The following is a 16,400-nucleotide window of genomic DNA, read 5'->3' as shown; positions in this document are numbered from 1 at the left end:
TTAGCCCTGCGCCGGCAGAAAGCCTTCATGGCGCAGCAGCCAGGCTTTGCGATGTACGCCGCCGGCGTAACCCGTCAGCGCCCCCTGGGCACCAATCACCCGGTGGCAAGGCACGACGATACTGATCGGGTTGGCGCCGTTGGCCATGCCTACCGCGCGTGAAGCGGTAGGGCGGCCGATGCGCCGTGCCAATTCGCCATAGCTGATCACTTCTCCACATGGGATCAGGCGCAATTGCCGCCAGACGCTGTGCTGGAATTCCGTGCCGGCGGTGCATACCGCGACATCATTGATGGCCGCCAGATCGCCGGCAAAGTAACGCGTTAACGTCTCGGTCAGGCCCCCGGGGTTACTTTTTTCCTGCAGTTGGAAGGGGGCCGTGCGGTAATGCGTGTGCATCAGCGCCATCAGCCGTGCTTCATGGTCGCCCCAGTCCAGGCCTCGCAGTTGGCCCTGCGCATCGGCAATCAATAGCAACTCGCCCAGCGGGCTCGCCATTCGATCAATATAGAAGTTTTGCATCCTGGTCACTCCGTTATGTTGATGAACAGATTATCACATGCATTGGCATCCGGTGATGGCGGCTTCCGGACATGGATTTTTTGCGGTGCGGCGATGCCTGTGCGTGCGCACCGTCTGGCGCCGCCACTGCCACAGGCCATAGTCATGGCGAAATTTTGTAATATTTTGCTATACCTGAATGGAGGGATTTCATTTTTCTGTCATTAATATGACATGTTAAGGTCATGGCGCTAGCCTAAGTTTGCAAGCGACTAGGCCAGGAGATAACACCGATGTTTAACTTGGACACCTTGCTGCACGATGCCTTCCCAGACCGCAAGACTCCCCCTTGGCAGCGCCGCCTGCTAAAAGCGCTCCTCTTCGAAAAAGAATTCAAACAATTTGCTGCGGATTACCCGTATTTGCGCGGGTTGGATCTGATCGAGCAGGTGATGGACCATTTTAATATCCGCTGCGAGCTGGCCGAAGGTGACCTGGAGAATATCCCCGCCGAAGGGCCCGTGGTGTTGGTGGCGAATCATCCTATCGGTTCGCTTGACGGGCTGGCGCTGCTGCGTGCGGTTGCAGCCGTTCGGCCGGATGTCAAAGTGGTGGCCAACCAGATGCTGAATCATATTGAGCCGCTACGCAGCCTGTTCGTGCCGGTGGACAATATCGGCTACAAGACCAATCGCCAGCAGATCGAAGCGATGCAAGCGCAGTTGAATGCCCAGGGCGCGCTGATCCTGTTCCCCGCCGGGGAGGTTTCGCGCATGAGCATGAATGGCATCCGCGATGGGCATTGGCACACCGGTTTTCTGCGGCTGGCGGCCAAAGCCCGCGCGCCGATCGTGCCGGTGCATATCGCGGCGCGCAACAGCGGCCTGTTCTATTGCGTTTCCATGCTTTACCGGCCGCTTTCCACCCTGTTGCTGGTGCGAGAGATGTTTCAGCAGCAGGGAGGGGAAATCAAGTTCCGTATCGGCGGGCGCATTGCCTTTACCAACTGGTATGACGGCCACACCAGCGCCAAGGCGTTGGCTGAACGTTTCCGCCGCCACGTATACCGCCTGGGGCAAGGCAAACCAGGGCTGTTCGTGAGCGAAGCGCCCATCGCCTTGCAGGAAGACCGCATCGAGTTGAAAAAAGCGCTGGCCGCGTGTGAGCTATTGGGCACCACGCCGGACGGCAAAGTCATTTATCTGTATCGCCGCCGCGATGAAGCGCGCACGCCGATTCTGCGTGAGCTTGGCCGCCTGCGTGAAATCGCCTTCCGCGCCGTGGGGGAAGGTTCAGGCCGCCGGCGCGATCTGGACAATTTTGACGACGACTATTACCACCTGGTGCTGTGGGATGAAGACGAACTGGAGATCGTCGGCGCCTACCGCTTTATCCCCACGGCCGAGCAACTCAGGCTAAAAGGCCTGGTGGGTATTTACAGCAATAGCCTGTTCCATTACGGGGAAGATATGAATCCGATTCTGGAACAGGGGATTGAGCTTGGCCGCAGTTTTATTCAACCGGCCTATTGGGGCAAACGGGGGCTGGACTATCTGTGGCTGGGGATCGGCGCTTATCTGGCGAAGTACCCCCAATACCGCTATCTCTTTGGACCGGTGTCGATGTCCGGCACGATGCCGGTGGCGGCGCGCGATCTGCTGATCGCGTTTTACCGGCTCTATTTTGCGCCGGATCATTCACTGGCGCAGTCTCGCCAGCCTTATCCTGCCTCGTTGCCGCAGGTGTTGGCGCAGTTTGCCGGCGATAACTATCAGGAAGATCTGGTGCGGTTGAAAAGCCTGCTGAACAATATCGGCTGTTCGATCCCGACGCTGTATAAACAGTACACCGAGCTGTGCGAGCCGGGCGGGGTGCAGTTTATCGATTTCGGTACCGATCCGGCGTTTAATAACTGCATTGACGGGTTGGTTCTGGTTGATGTCTCGCGCCTGAAACCGGGGCGTTATCAGCGTTATATTGCGGTGCATCAGCAATAGGCGCATTGCTGCGCCACGGTGTGGATAGGCACAAGCTATGCCGCTTTGATCTAAACAAGGGCGTAGGCCCGGCGCGGGGGAAACGTTAAGATAACGTTTTTCTGCTGGAGTTATGATATGTCCACACCGTTCGTCCCGCCGCTGCTGTCGCCGGCGGATCTTGCCCCTGCCGTCATTGAAACGCCGCAGGGCGAGTCACCCTTTCTTTTGTTGTGCGATCACGCCGGGCAGGCCATCCCTGCTTGCCTGGGCGATCTTGGCCTGCCGCCGGGCGAAATTGACCGGCATATCGGCTGGGATATCGGGGCTTTGGCCGTTTCACGCCGCCTCAGCCAGGAGCTGGATGCCACCCTGATCCATCAGCACTATTCCCGCCTGGTGATTGATTGCAACCGCACTCCCGGTATTGCCAGCTCAATTCCCACGCTTTCTGAACTGACGCCGATCCCCGGCAACGTTGACATCGGTGCTGCCCAGGCGTTGGCGCGTGAGCAAGAGATCTTCCAGCCGTATCACCGCATGATCGACGAGGTGTTAACCACCCGGCAACTGCGGCAACGGCCAACGGTGATCATTGCCATGCATAGTTTTACGCCGGTGTTTAAGGGGGTATCGCGCCCATGGCAGGTGGGGCTGCTGTTCAACCGCCAGCCTGAATTCGCGTTATTGCTGGCCGAGTTGTTGCGTGAGGAAGGGGACCTGCAGGTTGGGCTTAATGAGCCTTATGCGATGACGGACGCCACGGATTATACGCTGCCGGTGCATGCCAGCGGCCGTCAGTTGCCGTATGTGGGGGTTGAGATCCGCCAGGATCTGCTGGCCAATAGCGCCGGCCAGCAGGCCTGGGCGGCACGTTTTGTGCGTTTGTTAACCCAAGCGTGGCAACGCTGGCAAAATTGATTTCCAAATTATTCCCAGTGATTATACTGTCAAGATATTGTAAGTCTGATAATGGATTCTCTGGGAGAAATGAATGGAGCATATCGATAACGGATTGTTTATCAAGGAAGATCGTTTTGAAGTGCTCGCAATTTTACGTGAAATCCATAAACAACGCATATCAATGCGTATAACAAACGAGCAACGAAGATTTCACGCCAGGCTCCTAAGCGTCGGGGCCGATAATATCGTATTTTGTTGTGATCAGGATCAGATGAACCGCCCCCCGGGGGAGCCGTTGAAATTCGAGATCGAAAGCCACGATGCCAAGATCGAATTTTCCGTCCAACAGGTGGAGCCGGTTCAGTTCTCGCAGCAATCTGCTTATATGGCTCAATTGCCGAAAGCACTGTTTTACATTCAACGCCGGCGCCAGTTCCGTATCATCACCCCGTCCTGGCGCGGTTTTTTATGCCATGCCGAGCATGGCGGCCGGCGCTACGTGTTCCCCATCCATAATCTGTCCGCCGGCGGCGTTGGCTTGCGTATTGATGGTGTGCTCCCCGCCTGTATAGCTAGCGGGCTGCAGTTAAAAAAAGCGAAGCTGGATCTGGAAGAGTACGGCAGTTTTACCGTCAACATGGAATTGGTCGGCGTCAGTGAAGATTGCGAACTTGACGACGACAACCGTGAGCATTGTTTCTGGCGTTTGTCCTGGCGTTTCGTTAATCAAAGCCTGGCGATGGAGCGCAAACTGCAAAGCGCGGTGTTTGCGCTGGAACTGGATTTTAATAAAAGGAAACGGCGCTGAACTGCGCCTCAGCCGAGGGCGCGCAGGCTGCCGATCTCTTCCCAGCCGTAACGTTCGGCTTCAGTTAAAACCTCGCAAACTTCACTGCTGGCCGCCAATATGGCTTCCCGCAGGCTGTTACCGTTCAGGAGATAGCTAATCAGCAACGCGGTGAACAGATCGCCGGTGCCTTTGACCGCCGATTGGCGTTTAGGATGGCAGAAACTTTGCACATCGTTATGGCTGACAAGCAGCAGGCCCACTTCATCAGCGCTTTTCGCGATGCCCGGCGCGCTGGTCACCAGCACCCATTCCGTTTTGCCGCTCAGCAATTCCTGCGCGGCCTGCAGGGTTTGTTCCTGGCTGTTTAGCTTGCGGCCGCACAGTTGCTCAAGTTCAAAGCCGTTCGGCGTCAGGCCGTTGGCGAGCTGCAGAAAAGGGGAGCGGTAGCAGTTTACGATACGTTCATCCACGTAGATCCCTTCACCGTAATCGCCCATTACCGGATCGATATAGATCTGAATTGCCGGGTTAACGCTGCGAACGCGCGGTAGCCAATTGGCCAGGATATGGCACTGCGAAACGTTCCCCAGATAACCGATAACGATGGCGCGCGCCCGTTGGACGACCCCACGGGTAAGTAAATCTTCCAGAAAACCGCTGAACCAATCGTCGGGGATCACACCGCCGCTGGGGGCGCCGTAGTAAGGTGGGCAACCAAACAACACGCTGGGCACCTGCAAGGCTTCCAGGCCTTTTTTGAGCAGGGCGCGATAGGCAATACCGTTACCAACGCTGCCATAAACCACCTGCGATTGGATGGTGATAACGTCAATCAGCGGCGGGCGCAGCGTGGGGTTCTGTTGCATGGTGTTTCCTCAGTTATGGCGGTCAGCCCCGACGGCCTGGGCGGAAAACATGATAAATGTTAGGCCGATCATCTTTTTATCTCGCCAGCTTTATTTGAGCGGCGAGAGGCTGCTATGCTTATTTGAACTAGTACAAAAATGGATATGTATGAATTCATTTTATGCAAAAGGCGGCAGCGCTGTCCAGATAGCCGAGCATATCAGCGCACAGATTAAAGCCGGTGAATTGAAGCCGGGCGAGGTGTTGGATCCGGTGCGGAAAATGGCGCAGGCGCTGGGCGTTAACCCCAATACGGTGGCCAGCGCGTACGGCAAGCTGCGTAATGCCGGGCTGGTGGCTACCCGCGGCCGCGCCGGGACGGTGGTGTTACAACCATTGGCGCCGGTAGCGCGCAGCCCTTTGCCGGTTCCACCGGGCATGCGGGATCTCGCCAGCGGCAAGCTGGATGCGGCGCTGCTGCCGCGCCTGGCGTTCACCGCCGCAGATATTTTCCCACAGCATAGCGGTTATGACGTTAGCGAAGATTTGCCGGCGCTGTGTACGCTGGGGAGTGAATGGCTGGCTGGGCAGGGCGTGGCGGCCGATGGCCTGGCGGTGTTTTCCGGCGCGCTGGACGCCATTGAAAAGGCGTTGCGCTGCCATGCGGTGCCCGGTTCCGCCATCTGGGTGGAAGATCCCTGCTGGCCACCGCTGCTCACCCTGCTGCGTCATCTGCGCCTGAAGGCGTTGCCGCTGCCGCTCGACGAACAGGGATGTTGCCTGCCGGAGAGCCATAGCGAGCGGGGCTGCGCGGTGATCCTTACCCCACGCGCGCAAAACCCGACCGGGTTGGCATTGAGCGCCGAACGGGCGCAGCGCTGGCGTGTGTTCTTGCGCCAAAATCCGGATTGCCTGGCGATCGCCGACGATTTCTGGGGCCCACTGTCCAGCCAGCCGCTGCACCTGCCGTTTGACGGTACACACGGCCTGTATGTGCTGTCGGTCAGTAAATTCCTGGGGCCGGATTTGCGCATTGCGCTGGCCTGCGGCAAGCCCGCAGTGTTGCAGGCGATGCGCGCCGATCAATCTATCCGCGAGCGCTGGGTCAGCCATATTTTGCAGCAGGCGACGGCAACCCTCTGGGCCGGAGCGGGCGAGGTGCTGGCGCAGGCGCGGCAGGTCTATCGCCAGCGGCGGCAGTTACTGGTAGAAAAACTGCAGCAGTTGGCCGGCATCTCTTTGCCGCCGGGGGAAGGGCTGTATCTTTGGCTGCCGGTGAGCTCGGAAACGGCCGCCTGCCAACTGATGGCGCAGCGTGGCTGGCTGGTGCAAAGCGGCGAACCGTTCCGGCTGAAAAGCGGCCCGGCGCTGCGCATTAGCCTGGCGAATGTGGCCGAGGAACAGTTAACCACGCTGGCGCAAGATCTTTGCGCCGCCATGCAGGCCAATGTGCAGGTGAATTAAGGCCGTGGCGCGCGCAGGATATATCCGCAAATATAGGCTGTGTCCCGTAATAGGTCGTGGTGCCGTCGTTGCGTCCAAAGCCCGTCATCAAGGCTTCGGGCGCAGGGCATAGTGGGCCTATGTTCAAGCCCGATAACGCAGAGGACGGGCTTTGGGGGCACGACCCTCCGGGCTGGGGCCATTGGGCCGCGCTCCTGCGTTGCTCGCCGTTTATTTGGGCCCGCCAAACCGCACGGCTTGCGCCTTGACGCGCAGCCCAATGACCACCAGCGGCACTCACGCACTATTGCGGGACACAGCCTAGTTTACAGTCGTGTTAAATTCAGTGCGCTATAGCTACATAGCGCCACGCGCTTTTGTGCGCTACTGCCTGATACGTGGCAATAGACGATGATAAACACCAGAAGGGGAACGCCATGCCAGAAACGAAAACCCTTGGCGCAGAACAACTCAGTGCGCCGCCTACCGCAACCCAGCTGTTTACCGGATTTCTAATGCTGGGGTTGATCGGTTTTGGCGGCGTGTTGCCGTTGGCGCGTAATATGTTGGTGGAAGAACGCCGTTGGTTGAGTGGCGAGCAATTCACCGAGCTGTTGGGCCTGTGCCAGTTTTTGCCCGGCGGCAATATCATCAACCTTTCCGTTGCCGTGGGGATGGAGTTTCGTGGGCTACGCGGGGCGCTGTGTGCTCTGCTGGGGTTGATCTGCGCGCCGACCGCCATCGTGATCGGGCTGGGGGTGGTGTACGCCCGCTATCAGAATGATCCTCATGTGCAGCACGTGTTTGCCGGCCTGGCTGCCGCCGCCGCAGGGTTACTGTTGTCTACCGCCTTAAAAATGCTGCTGCCGCTGCGCGGTAAATGGTTGTCGTTAACCCTTGTTGCCACATGCTTGATCGCTATCGCCTGGCTGCGTTTGCCCTTGTTGCCAACCATGTTGGTGTTGGCGCCGCTCAGTATTTTGCTGACATGGAAGATCCGCCAATGACGGGGGTATTGATCTCGCTGGCGCTGATCTTCACCGAGCTTTCGCTGATGGCCTTTGGCGGCGGTGTGTCGATCCTGCCGGAAATGCAGCGCCAGGTCGTCGAAGTGCATCACTGGATGAGCGCCCAGGAATTCAGCGCGCTGTTTGCCATGGCGCAGGCGGCACCGGGGCCGAATATGATGGTGGTGCCTTTGATCGGTTGGCATGTCGCAGGCTGGGCCGGGCTGTTGGTGTCATCCGTGGCCAAGTTCGGCCCTTCGTCGGTGGTGACGCTGCTGGTGATGAACGCCTGGAAGCGTTTCAAAGATAAACCGTGGCGGCGCATTGTGCAGGCTGGGCTGGTGCCGGTGACCGTTGGCCTGGTGGCGGCCAGCGGGCTTCTGATTGCTGAAGCCTCGGCTACCAATTGGCGGCTGGCGGTGTTGATCCTGTTCGCCACGGGGTTCGGCATGAGCAAACGCATTCACCCGCTGTGGGTGCTGGCCGGGGGCGCGCTGCTCGGTTTGTTGACGGCATGAAAAGTAGGGCCCGCGTGGGCCCCGGTGCGTTATACCCAGCCTTTGCCGCGGAATTGGTGCATGGTTTTCGCCACGAACGCCATCTCTTCCGGGGTGCCGAGTGAGACGCGGCACCAGTTATCGGCCGGCGGAAACGCCCTGCCAACCAGGATGCCGGCGCTTTTCATCTGCTGTTGGTAATCTTTCAGCGGCACGTTGAGCTGATGAAAAACAAAGTTTCCCTCTGAAGGCAGGTAAGGGATCGCCAACTGATCCAGCGCCTGCAGCAGGATTTGCCGCGCGGTGTCGTTGCTCTTTTTGCTGTAAGCGATAAAAGCGTGATCGTCCAGTGACGCCAGCGCCGCATCCACCCCGCAGAAGTTTATTTTCTCACCGGCGACATGGTTGCCAAGCCGCGCGATGAGCGCCGGTTGGGCAACCGCATAGCCAACCCGCATCCCCGCCATGGCAAAGATTTTCGAAAATGTTTTCAACAGAATGACATTATCGGCGCCGTTATGGATTAACGGGCCGACGGAGCGGAAGCGGCGATCGTTAACAAATTCGGCGTAGGCTTCGTCGACGATAAACAGTGTGTTGGCCGGTTTGCTGGCGATCCACGGCTCGATCAGATCCGCCGGCGTAATGGTTGACGTGGGGTTGTTGGGGTTCACCAAATACACCAGCGACGGGCCGGCGTAGCTTGCCACGGCATTTTTCAGGCCCTCGATATTGAACTGCCAGCCGTCGAGCATCGGCACCTTGGTAATTTTCATGCCGGCGATTTTGGCGAAGTGTTCGCCATCGCCATAGGTCAGTTCGGGGATCACCAACTGGGTATCCAGCGTGGCATAGGCCTCCACCGCGGCGCGAATGCCTTCGGAAGAGCCGGCGGTGAGCAGAATAGCGGTTTCCGGCACCTGATACTGGCTGGCCAACTTGCTGCGCAGGGCGATAATCTCTTCTTTGGCATAACGATTGGCTTTACTCACCGCCTCACGCGCAGCGGCCTGCGCCTTGGGTGACATACCCAGCGGGTTCTCATTGAAGTTTATGCGGATTGGGTGCTCTGCCGTCGGGGGTTGGAAATTGCTGACGCCGCTGGGGGCGGCGGCCAGCGCCTTGCGCTGCAATCCTGCCAGTGCGACACCGCCCATCAGTGCGCCTGAAAGTTTTAATAGTTGTCTGCGTTTGGCGTTTAATACGTTGTTTTCTGACATATCTACTTTCTCCTTGTAAAGATTCAAACTTCACTCAAGACAAAGCAGGATGCATGCCAATAGTTAATTAGCTGATTTATATGATTAATTAAATGAAGGTGCATTATAGTGCATCATGATGATGCATTATAATGCACCTTGTGATAGCCCGCTCTTTATAGCGTGATACAGCGTACCTCCAAATCGTTATTGAGAATGAGAATCGATTTCAATAATATCTGCGCTCCTTGTTATTTCTCTTTGTATCATTTTATGAAAATCAATCCTGTTATTTTGTCATCGACATTATTTTTCCCTTTGGGTTACGCACACGCAGAAAATAAATCCACGGTTAGTGAGGATACGGTCATTGTTTCAGCCGCGCGCGATGATGAACATATCATCACGGCGCAAGACATGGATAAATACAGAGGCAGTTCTAATTCGAATATTTTTTCATCAATAACGTCCGTGCAGGCAAATAATATGCGCAATGAGGCGGGCGCTATTGATATTGGCATCCGGGGCCTGCAGGGTGAAGGGCGGGTTCCGGTCTTTATTGATGGCAGCCTGCAATCTACGCATACTTCACGTGGTTATCAGGGGACCAGTGACAGAACCTATATCGACGCTGATTTGATCAGCCGCGTGGCGGTGCAAAAAGGGGCGGCGGTTAACGCTTCGCCATTTGCATCCGGGGCGATTGGTGGGGTGGTTAATATCAAAACCCTTACGGTGGATGATATTGTTAACCCCGGCGAACAAAGCGGTTTTTTGATCAAACTGCGCAGTTACAACAATAATCGCAAGCCCGATATTCCCGATGACTACGAACAACAAAATTATTATCAACTGACGCAAAAGCCGAGGTCTCGCCAGTTCAACAATGGCTCGGCGACGGCGGCTTTTGGTTTTCGTGATGATTTTTTCGATGCGGTAATCGCTTACAGCGAACGGGCTACGGGGAATTACTATGCCGGGAAGCACGGTTTTACCCGCTATCATGAACCGGTGGTAACTCCGAATCATGAGGTGGTCAACACCAGTTTCCAGAGCCAGTCTTTCCTGGCGAAAATGGGGCTGCATACCAATAATGGCCAGGATTTTGAATTCGCTTACCGTAACCATCGGCAACAAGCCGGTGAGGTTTTAGCGGCCTATTGGTATCAAAATAACAATGATATTGATTTCAACCCACTGCCGGAGGGCGTTGAATCCATGCCGCAATGGGCATTGGGCAGCGCTATCGTCAACAGCTACAGCGCCAGCTATGCCTATAAACCCTACGACAATGATTTAGTCAATTTGAACATTGGCCTATGGTTAACCGATGCCAATTTGCGGCAATACAACGGGTTGTGGGGCATCGGCGTCAATGCGCAACAGTATTTGCACGCCTACAGCAACGATCGAAAAGGGGTGAGCGTTTATAATGAAAGCGCTTTGCAACGGCTGCCGTTGGTTTTGCGCTATGGGGTGGCCTTGCAGGATGAACGGCTTAAACCCGAACAAGATGGCATCATTCGGTTTAGTGATATCGCGGTAACTTCGCGTAACGGTAAAAGAAGCGAGAAAAGTGCGTTTATTAACGGGGAGCTTGATCTCTCCCCCGTGACGGTGAATATCGGCTTTAACCTGCACGGTGCGAAAATAACCGATTTCCAGAGTAATGAATCGCTAAACTACCGCCCAAAACTGGATATGCTGTCTGAACTGAATTATCACCTGACGCCAGCAACGGCACTGTTTTTTAAAGCGTCAAGAACCTATCGTATGCCCAGCCTTTATGAAACCACGGTGTCAAATGAGGTGTTCAGCTACAATCCGTATAATCGTCTATCGCCAGAGATTTCATTGCAGCGTGAAATTGGGCTGAAAACTAAGCAGCAAGATCTTTTGTTGCCAGAGGACAAACTGGATCTTTCCCTGTCCTATTTCCGCAACAAGGTTAATGGTTTTATTTCCGGCGGTGTGTTGGATAAAACGCCAAACATAGCTGAATGGATGGATAATTATACCTTCATTAACTACGATAAGCTGGATCTTTCCGGGTTTGAGTTATCGGCTAATTATGATGCAGCACTGTTTTATACCCATGTTTCCGCGACTCTGTATACCGATACCCAGGTTTGCTCCCATTATCAGGCGCAGCGGGCCAACACCGATAACTGTAATAGCCTGGGATTTGCCTGGGGATTAACCCCCAGCCGCATTCCGGCCAAAAAGAATCTGGTGGTCAACGTGGGGAAAAAATTCATGGCGGGGGATCTGGATACCGGGGTGCGTTATAAATATCACTCAGCCAAAACAAACCCGTCGGATTGGCTGATCGGCACCGGAGCGTCGCCCATTATTGATATCCCCTCGGGTTATCAACTTGATTTATACGGGCAATACCGGGTTAATAAAAATGCGACGCTGTTCGCCGCGGTGAATAATCTCACTAACCGCTATGATATTCAGCCGGGATCGGTGATCAGCATGCCTGAACCGGGGCGCACCGTCACTCTGGGGATTGATGTCCGCTTTTAAGCTCGCTGTTACGTGCAATATGGGTTCGGCGGAGCACTTAGCTCCGCCGTTTTCTCTGGTGCCGCCGGTTCAGGCCAACTTGCGCCGCCACAGCCGGGTGAAATGTTCGGGTTTACTGAACATCACCAGATTGCCCAACAGGATCAGGCACAGACCGATCACGGCATTCAGGTGCCATTGATAGCCTTCATACAGGGTGGATATGGTCAATGCCACCAGCGGGAACAGCAGGGTGCTGTAGGCGGCGGCTCCGGCGCCAACACGGCCCAACAGGATAAAATAGGCGGCGAAGGCGATCACCGAGCCAAAGATGGCTAGATACAGCAGCGATCCGATATAGCGTGTACTGAAGGCGATCTGGAACGAAGCGCCTTGCGCCAGCGCGATGAGCGCCATCAGGATTGCGCCATAGCTCATGGCATAGGCATTGGTTGTTAACACGTCCAGCCCGTGGCGTTGGTGGCGGGCGCTGATCATGTTGCCCAGCGAGAATCCATAAGTCCCCAGCATACTCAGGCCAATGCCCTTCAACAGCTCCGGCGCCAACTGCGTGGCGCGCAGATCCTGCCAGAACAGGGCAACAATCCCGGTCAGCCCCAGGATCACCGCCGGCAATAGATTAGGCGTTGGGCGTTGGCGGAAGAAGATCATGCCGTTCAGCGCGTTGAACAGCACCGCCATGGAAAAGATCACCGATTCTAAGCCGCTGCTGATGTAGGCCGCGGCGTGATAGAAGCAGTAAAAGTTGAAGCCAAACACACAGCAGCCCTGGATCACACAAAACAGATGGTCACGCGGGCCGATCCGCCGCAGGCGGCGCAGTAGCAGCAACACCGCCAGCAGGGTGATTGCCGAGATCAGAAAGCGGTAGCTGATGGAAACCGGGATCGCCACCGTTCCCTGTTGTTGTAATGTTATCGCAATCCAGGTGGTGCCCCAAATCAGTACCACGGCAAGGTACAACAGCGCGTTCATTATTGACTCCGCAAACGAAAGAAAACAGAGCGCCAGTATCAACGCCTTGCCCGCGTGCCGCTTGCAGTTGGCTGCCTACAGTTGCATATTCTTGCGCTTTTTTTAGCACGGTGAACCGCAACGGCTGGTATCCGGGCGGGCGGCTCTTTACACTGAAGCGGTAGGGCAAGAAAAGGGGGAACCATGTCCAGCTATCAAGCATTCGAAACACTGAGTGAACACCGGGCCACGTTGCACAACAATGTGTTGCTGGCTTCCGGCGTGGAGCTGGCCGCCTGGTCCAATAGCCATGACCGCATTACGCAGGAAAGCGCCGATCACCACACCCTGAGCCTGTACATTGCCGACGGCTACGAGTGCTATCAAAAAACCGCCAACGGCTGGAAAAACGGTGGTGGGCCGGATCGCTTCTGTATTATGCCGCGCCAGTATGAGTCCACCTGGGACGTGCGCAGCGATCTTTCTTTTGTCCATCTGTACTGCACCGATCGCCACCTGCGCCAGTTGGTGGAGCAAACGTGGGATCGTAGCCCGGCCGCCATCCAGCTGGAACCGCGTTCGTTTGCCGAAGATCAGCAAATTACCTTGCTCTATCGCCAGTTCCTGCTCAACGTCGACTGGCAGGACCGCGCCAACCAGCTGGCGCTAAGTAGCGCATCGTCGATGCTGATGTCGCATCTGATACAGCATTATACCCATCTGCAATGGCGACTGCCGTCGGTGCGCGGCGGGCTGGCGCCGGTGGTATTAAAGCGGGTGTGCGATTATATCGTCGGCCATTTGGATCAGCCGTTGCTGCTGGCGGATCTGGCCGCACAGGCCGGGCTGAGCGAATTTCATTTCGCCCGGATGTTCAAACACAATACCGGGCTGGCGCCGCACCAGTATGTGATGCGCGCGCGGTTACAGCAGGCCAAACATCTGCTGTGCCATAGCTCACTGCCGTTGACGGAAATCGCGCTGGCCTGCGGTTTCAGTTCGGCCAGCCACTTCAGCAACCGTTTTAAAGCCGCGTATGGCCTGGCGCCGCTGCGTATGCGCCAGGCGCAGTAATTATCCGCAAAAATAGCAGGGGCCGTTGTAAACGGCCCCTGGCGCAAGATATTCATGGTTTTATGTGTCGGGCTACTTGTTATCCTGCTCTACCGCATCGTACAACTGCTCCAGAATATCCGGGAATGCCGACTGCACGCGGTTCCAACTGGGGACAAAGGGTTTATCCCCTGGGCTTTCGCTGAAGGCTTGCCCGGCATGAGAAATTACGTTGGAAAACAGCTCCACCGCGGATTCCTCGCTGTGGCGATCAAACTTCAGGCCGTTCATTTTGGCATCGTGCTCAAACGCATCAATCATATCCAGCGCCGTGCGGTAATAGGTGGCACGCAGCACGCGGAATGAATCACTGGTGATATTTACCCCCAGAATAGCCAGCTTGCGGTATAGCGCCTTGGTGATATCGACGGCCATACGTTGTAGCCCGGCCTGAGGATCGTTTTCCGACATCGGCTGGTGTTTGTGATCGTAGTTATCGGCAATATCCACCTGGCAGATGCGGCTGGTTGCGGTATTGCGGTGGATTTCCGACAGCACGCCAATCTCAAGCCCCCAGTCGCTGGGGATGCGCAGGTTATTGAGGATGTGGGTGCGCATGGCAAACTCACCGGAAAGCGGGTAGCGATAGCTGCGCAGGTAATCAAGAAAATCGGAATTACCGTACACTTTTTGCAGTGACTTCAGCAGCGGGAACACCAGCAGACGGCCCACGCGGCCATTCAGTTTGCCATCCGCCACGCGGGCGTAATAGCCTTTACAGAAGTCATAGTGGAAGTTGGGGTTCGCCACTGGGTACAGCAGGCGCGCCAACATGCGGCGATCGTAAGTGACAATGTCACAGTCGTGCAGCGCCACGCAGCTGCTACGGTGCGATGCCAGCGTATAGCCCACGCAGAACCACACGTTGCGGCCCTTGCCGGGTTCATCCGGCGCCAGCTTTTCCGCCTGTAGCCGATCGGCGATCGCTTTCAGGCGCGGGCCGTCGTTCCACAGAATGCGGTGGCGTTGCGGCAGGCGCGAGAAAAATTCTTTGGCGTGCTCAAACTGCTGCTGGTCGGCGCGATCCAACCCGATGATGATCTCTTCCAGATAGGGCACCTGCGCCAGAATTTCCACGATGCGATCCAGTGCCGGACCTTCAAGCTCGGAATACAACGAAGGCAGTATCAGCCCCATGGTATTGCGGCCGGAAAAGACCTGCAGTTCATACTCCAGCTCGGCCAAATCACGGTTGGCCAGGTTATGGAAATTGGTGATGATGCCGTCTTGGTAAAACTCGCTCATGGCTGCTTCTCCAGAAAATGGTCTAATCCTTCGCTCCAGCCCTGTGGCCCCGCTTGGTGCGTGCGGTACAGTTGGCCGGCAAAGTCGCTCGGAAAATCAATTGCAGTATCTTGCTGCCCCCGGATCGCGACGGCATAGTCCGCGGTGCTTAGCAGGGGGATATCGTTCGGGCCGTCGCCCAGGCAAAGCGTGATGACCGGCTGTTGCCGCCGGCGCTGGTAGTATTCGGTTAGCCAGCGGGCGGCATGGCCCTTGCTGACGTTTTCCCCCATGACGTGATAAAAACGGCCGCCCTGGGTCAAGGTTAGCCCGTGCTGCGCCAGTTGGCTGCTAAACACGGTTAACTGCGTATCATTCCCCAGCCAGCGGAGCGGCTCTGAGCCGGCACGTTGGCGCGCGCGCTGGGCATCCGCCAGCGGCAGGCCGGTCCAGGCGGCCACCGTAGCATCATCCACATCGGCGAAGCCTTCAAATGTGAATTGCCTACTGGCGCGTAGTTCGGCCAGGGTGGCGCGCAGGGTGGCGTAATCAGCGCTGAACACTTTATCGGTTTCCTGCCAATCGGCGGGGAATACGATTTGCGCGCCGTTCTCTGCAATAAATGGCAAATGCGTCAGCTTAAGCTGCTGTTGCAACAGGCCGACTTCCGCGGCCGTTTTACTGGTCGCGATAATCAAGGGAACCTGATGCTGTGCCAGGCGATCCAGCCACGGTTGCGCAGCATCCCAGCGATAGCTGTGATGATCCAGCAGCGAACCGTCAAGATCGCTAAACAGCAACAGATTGGGACTCAATTTCAGCATTTCCTCTCCATTCTCTCGTGAGTCATTCACCGGTCAATAAAGGGGATGTCTCGATGGTGGGCGGGCAGGAAGCCGTGTGACGAGCAGTGCGGTAAGGCGGGCGATTAGCGGTGGATAGGGCCTCCTGTAGCCAAAAAAGCGTGATTTAACTCACACTTAACCCTAGCGATAAATTGTCGATTGTGCAAGTTTGCGCCGATTGCCGAAAAACGCAGGCCGCAACGGTGGATTTAAAATCAGGGGGAGACAGACGGAGGGAGCGGGCAGGCAAAGGGGCGTTGCCTGCCGAAAGTATTTTAAGGCGTCGGCCACTGGGTTGGGGTTTGGCTCATCACATCGATAAACGCGTCTTTAACCACAGACCAGAAATACGTCATGCCTTCCTGGCTGTATTCCACACCCATCAGCCCCATCACGAACCAGATGCTGGTGAAGATCCCCAGGCTGCTGAACATGAATGCCATGCCGTGGCGGCTGGTTTTACGGCAAAGCACGTTTAACTGGCTGGCGAAAAACATCATCACTGCGCTCAGCAATTCCCAGCGCATCATGATAAAACCGGTAGCTATGGCACTCATCGAACCTTGGATC

15 protein-coding genes are annotated in these 16,400 nt (G+C 56.2%); 8 read left to right on the top strand and 7 right to left on the bottom strand.

Annotated features, from left to right (window positions below; translation table 11 throughout):
• Positions 1-522: a methylated-DNA--[protein]-cysteine S-methyltransferase gene (ogt, locus tag ACN28Q_RS24640; protein ID WP_095848747.1), complete on the bottom strand. Its 522-nt coding sequence runs from the start codon at positions 520-522 to the stop codon at positions 1-3.
• A 272-nt stretch (positions 523-794) separates the two neighbouring features.
• Here ogt and olsF point away from each other — a divergent pair, with 272 nt between their 5' ends.
• The 3 genes from olsF to ACN28Q_RS24625 all read left to right on the top strand — a co-directional run bounded on the left by olsF (position 795) and on the right by ACN28Q_RS24625 (position 4,188).
• Entirely contained in the window at positions 795-2,498 is a 1,704-nt protein-coding gene (gene olsF, locus ACN28Q_RS24635) for a bifunctional ornithine lipid synthase OlsF (protein ID WP_095848746.1), read from the top strand.
• Positions 2,499-2,615: 117 nt separating this feature from the next.
• Positions 2,616-3,398: an N-formylglutamate amidohydrolase gene (locus tag ACN28Q_RS24630; RefSeq protein WP_095848745.1), complete on the top strand. Its 783-nt coding sequence runs from the start codon at positions 2,616-2,618 to the stop codon at positions 3,396-3,398.
• 73 nt (positions 3,399-3,471) lie between these two features.
• Positions 3,472-4,188: a flagellar brake protein gene (locus ACN28Q_RS24625; RefSeq protein WP_095848744.1), complete on the top strand. Its 717-nt coding sequence runs from the start codon at positions 3,472-3,474 to the stop codon at positions 4,186-4,188.
• A gap of 8 nt (positions 4,189-4,196) precedes the next feature.
• On the opposite strand, the gene pdxY is transcribed toward ACN28Q_RS24625, so the two are convergent.
• Positions 4,197-5,036 (bottom strand): pyridoxal kinase, encoded by an 840-nt coding sequence (pdxY, locus tag ACN28Q_RS24620; RefSeq protein ID WP_095848743.1) that lies wholly within the window; start codon positions 5,034-5,036, stop codon positions 4,197-4,199.
• Between the two features lie 148 nt (positions 5,037-5,184).
• Here pdxY and ACN28Q_RS24615 point away from each other — a divergent pair, with 148 nt between their 5' ends.
• The 3 genes from ACN28Q_RS24615 (at position 5,185) to ACN28Q_RS24605 (ending at position 7,984) form a co-directional block, all read left to right on the top strand.
• On the top strand, positions 5,185-6,480 hold the full coding sequence (locus ACN28Q_RS24615) for an aminotransferase class I/II-fold pyridoxal phosphate-dependent enzyme (protein WP_095848742.1): 1,296 nt from the start codon (positions 5,185-5,187) through the stop codon (positions 6,478-6,480).
• Between the two features lie 416 nt (positions 6,481-6,896).
• Entirely contained in the window at positions 6,897-7,466 is a 570-nt protein-coding gene (locus ACN28Q_RS24610) for a chromate transporter (protein ID WP_095848741.1), read from the top strand.
• A complete protein-coding gene (locus ACN28Q_RS24605; RefSeq protein ID WP_095848740.1) occupies positions 7,463-7,984 on the top strand; it encodes a chromate transporter in 522 nt (173 codons plus the stop codon). Before ACN28Q_RS24610 ends, ACN28Q_RS24605 begins: the two co-directional genes overlap by 4 nt.
• Before the next feature lie 29 nt (positions 7,985-8,013).
• Here ACN28Q_RS24605 and ACN28Q_RS24600 read toward each other — a convergent pair whose 3' ends face one another.
• Positions 8,014-9,183 carry a pyridoxal phosphate-dependent aminotransferase gene (locus ACN28Q_RS24600; RefSeq protein WP_095848739.1) on the bottom strand — a complete coding sequence of 390 codons (1,170 nt, stop codon included), beginning with the start codon at positions 9,181-9,183 and terminating at the stop codon, positions 8,014-8,016.
• Between the two features lie 195 nt (positions 9,184-9,378).
• Here ACN28Q_RS24600 and ACN28Q_RS24595 point away from each other — a divergent pair, with 195 nt between their 5' ends.
• Positions 9,379-11,694, top strand: a complete 2,316-nt coding sequence (locus ACN28Q_RS24595; RefSeq protein ID WP_095848738.1) for a TonB-dependent receptor domain-containing protein — start codon at positions 9,379-9,381, stop codon at positions 11,692-11,694.
• Between the two features lie 69 nt (positions 11,695-11,763).
• Here ACN28Q_RS24595 and ACN28Q_RS24590 read toward each other — a convergent pair whose 3' ends face one another.
• Complete coding sequence (locus tag ACN28Q_RS24590) at positions 11,764-12,669, bottom strand: DMT family transporter (protein WP_095848737.1); 906 nt, start codon at positions 12,667-12,669, stop codon at positions 11,764-11,766.
• A gap of 183 nt (positions 12,670-12,852) precedes the next feature.
• Here ACN28Q_RS24590 and ACN28Q_RS24585 point away from each other — a divergent pair, with 183 nt between their 5' ends.
• On the top strand, positions 12,853-13,722 hold the full coding sequence (locus ACN28Q_RS24585) for a helix-turn-helix domain-containing protein (RefSeq protein WP_095848736.1): 870 nt from the start codon (positions 12,853-12,855) through the stop codon (positions 13,720-13,722).
• A gap of 72 nt (positions 13,723-13,794) precedes the next feature.
• Here the strand turns inward: ACN28Q_RS24585 and ACN28Q_RS24580 are convergent, their stop codons facing one another.
• The 3 genes from ACN28Q_RS24580 to ACN28Q_RS24570 form a co-directional block, all read right to left on the bottom strand.
• On the bottom strand, positions 13,795-15,006 hold the full coding sequence (locus ACN28Q_RS24580) for a glycosyltransferase family protein (protein WP_095848735.1): 1,212 nt from the start codon (positions 15,004-15,006) through the stop codon (positions 13,795-13,797).
• Positions 15,003-15,809, bottom strand: a complete 807-nt coding sequence (locus ACN28Q_RS24575) for a mannosyl-3-phosphoglycerate phosphatase-related protein (protein WP_095848734.1) — start codon at positions 15,807-15,809, stop codon at positions 15,003-15,005. The genes ACN28Q_RS24580 and ACN28Q_RS24575 overlap by 4 nt, the downstream gene beginning before the upstream one ends.
• 296 nt (positions 15,810-16,105) lie before the next feature.
• Positions 16,106-16,387 (bottom strand): YjcB family protein, encoded by a 282-nt coding sequence (locus ACN28Q_RS24570; protein WP_095848733.1) that lies wholly within the window; start codon positions 16,385-16,387, stop codon positions 16,106-16,108.
• Between the last annotated feature and the right edge of the window lie 13 nt (positions 16,388-16,400).

The organism is Gibbsiella quercinecans, from assembly GCF_002291425.1.
Taxonomy (GTDB): domain Bacteria; phylum Pseudomonadota; class Gammaproteobacteria; order Enterobacterales; family Enterobacteriaceae; genus Gibbsiella; species Gibbsiella quercinecans.
This window is presented reverse-complemented; position numbering and strand designations above follow the sequence as displayed.

Excerpts from the sequence above, each read along its gene's own strand:
- ACN28Q_RS24590 (WP_095848737.1), bottom strand. The coding sequence starts at position 12,669 with ATGAACGCGCTGTTGTACCTTGCCGTGGTACTGATTTGGGGCACCACC.
- ACN28Q_RS24595 (WP_095848738.1), top strand. The coding sequence starts at position 9,379 with ATGAGAATCGATTTCAATAATATCTGCGCTCCTTGTTATTTCTCTTTG.
- ACN28Q_RS24615 (WP_095848742.1), top strand. The coding sequence starts at position 5,185 with ATGAATTCATTTTATGCAAAAGGCGGCAGCGCTGTCCAGATAGCCGAG.
- ACN28Q_RS24610 (WP_095848741.1), top strand. The coding sequence starts at position 6,897 with ATGCCAGAAACGAAAACCCTTGGCGCAGAACAACTCAGTGCGCCGCCT.
- ACN28Q_RS24630 (WP_095848745.1), top strand. The coding sequence starts at position 2,616 with ATGTCCACACCGTTCGTCCCGCCGCTGCTGTCGCCGGCGGATCTTGCC.
- ACN28Q_RS24575 (WP_095848734.1), bottom strand. The coding sequence starts at position 15,809 with ATGCTGAAATTGAGTCCCAATCTGTTGCTGTTTAGCGATCTTGACGGT.
- pdxY (WP_095848743.1), bottom strand. The coding sequence starts at position 5,036 with ATGCAACAGAACCCCACGCTGCGCCCGCCGCTGATTGACGTTATCACC.
- ACN28Q_RS24570 (WP_095848733.1), bottom strand. The coding sequence starts at position 16,387 with ATGAGTGCCATAGCTACCGGTTTTATCATGATGCGCTGGGAATTGCTG.
- ACN28Q_RS24605 (WP_095848740.1), top strand. The coding sequence starts at position 7,463 with ATGACGGGGGTATTGATCTCGCTGGCGCTGATCTTCACCGAGCTTTCG.
- olsF (WP_095848746.1), top strand. The coding sequence starts at position 795 with ATGTTTAACTTGGACACCTTGCTGCACGATGCCTTCCCAGACCGCAAG.
- ACN28Q_RS24600 (WP_095848739.1), bottom strand. The coding sequence starts at position 9,183 with ATGTCAGAAAACAACGTATTAAACGCCAAACGCAGACAACTATTAAAA.
- ACN28Q_RS24625 (WP_095848744.1), top strand. The coding sequence starts at position 3,472 with ATGGAGCATATCGATAACGGATTGTTTATCAAGGAAGATCGTTTTGAA.
- ACN28Q_RS24585 (WP_095848736.1), top strand. The coding sequence starts at position 12,853 with ATGTCCAGCTATCAAGCATTCGAAACACTGAGTGAACACCGGGCCACG.
- ACN28Q_RS24580 (WP_095848735.1), bottom strand. The coding sequence starts at position 15,006 with ATGAGCGAGTTTTACCAAGACGGCATCATCACCAATTTCCATAACCTG.
- ogt (WP_095848747.1), bottom strand. The coding sequence starts at position 522 with ATGCAAAACTTCTATATTGATCGAATGGCGAGCCCGCTGGGCGAGTTG.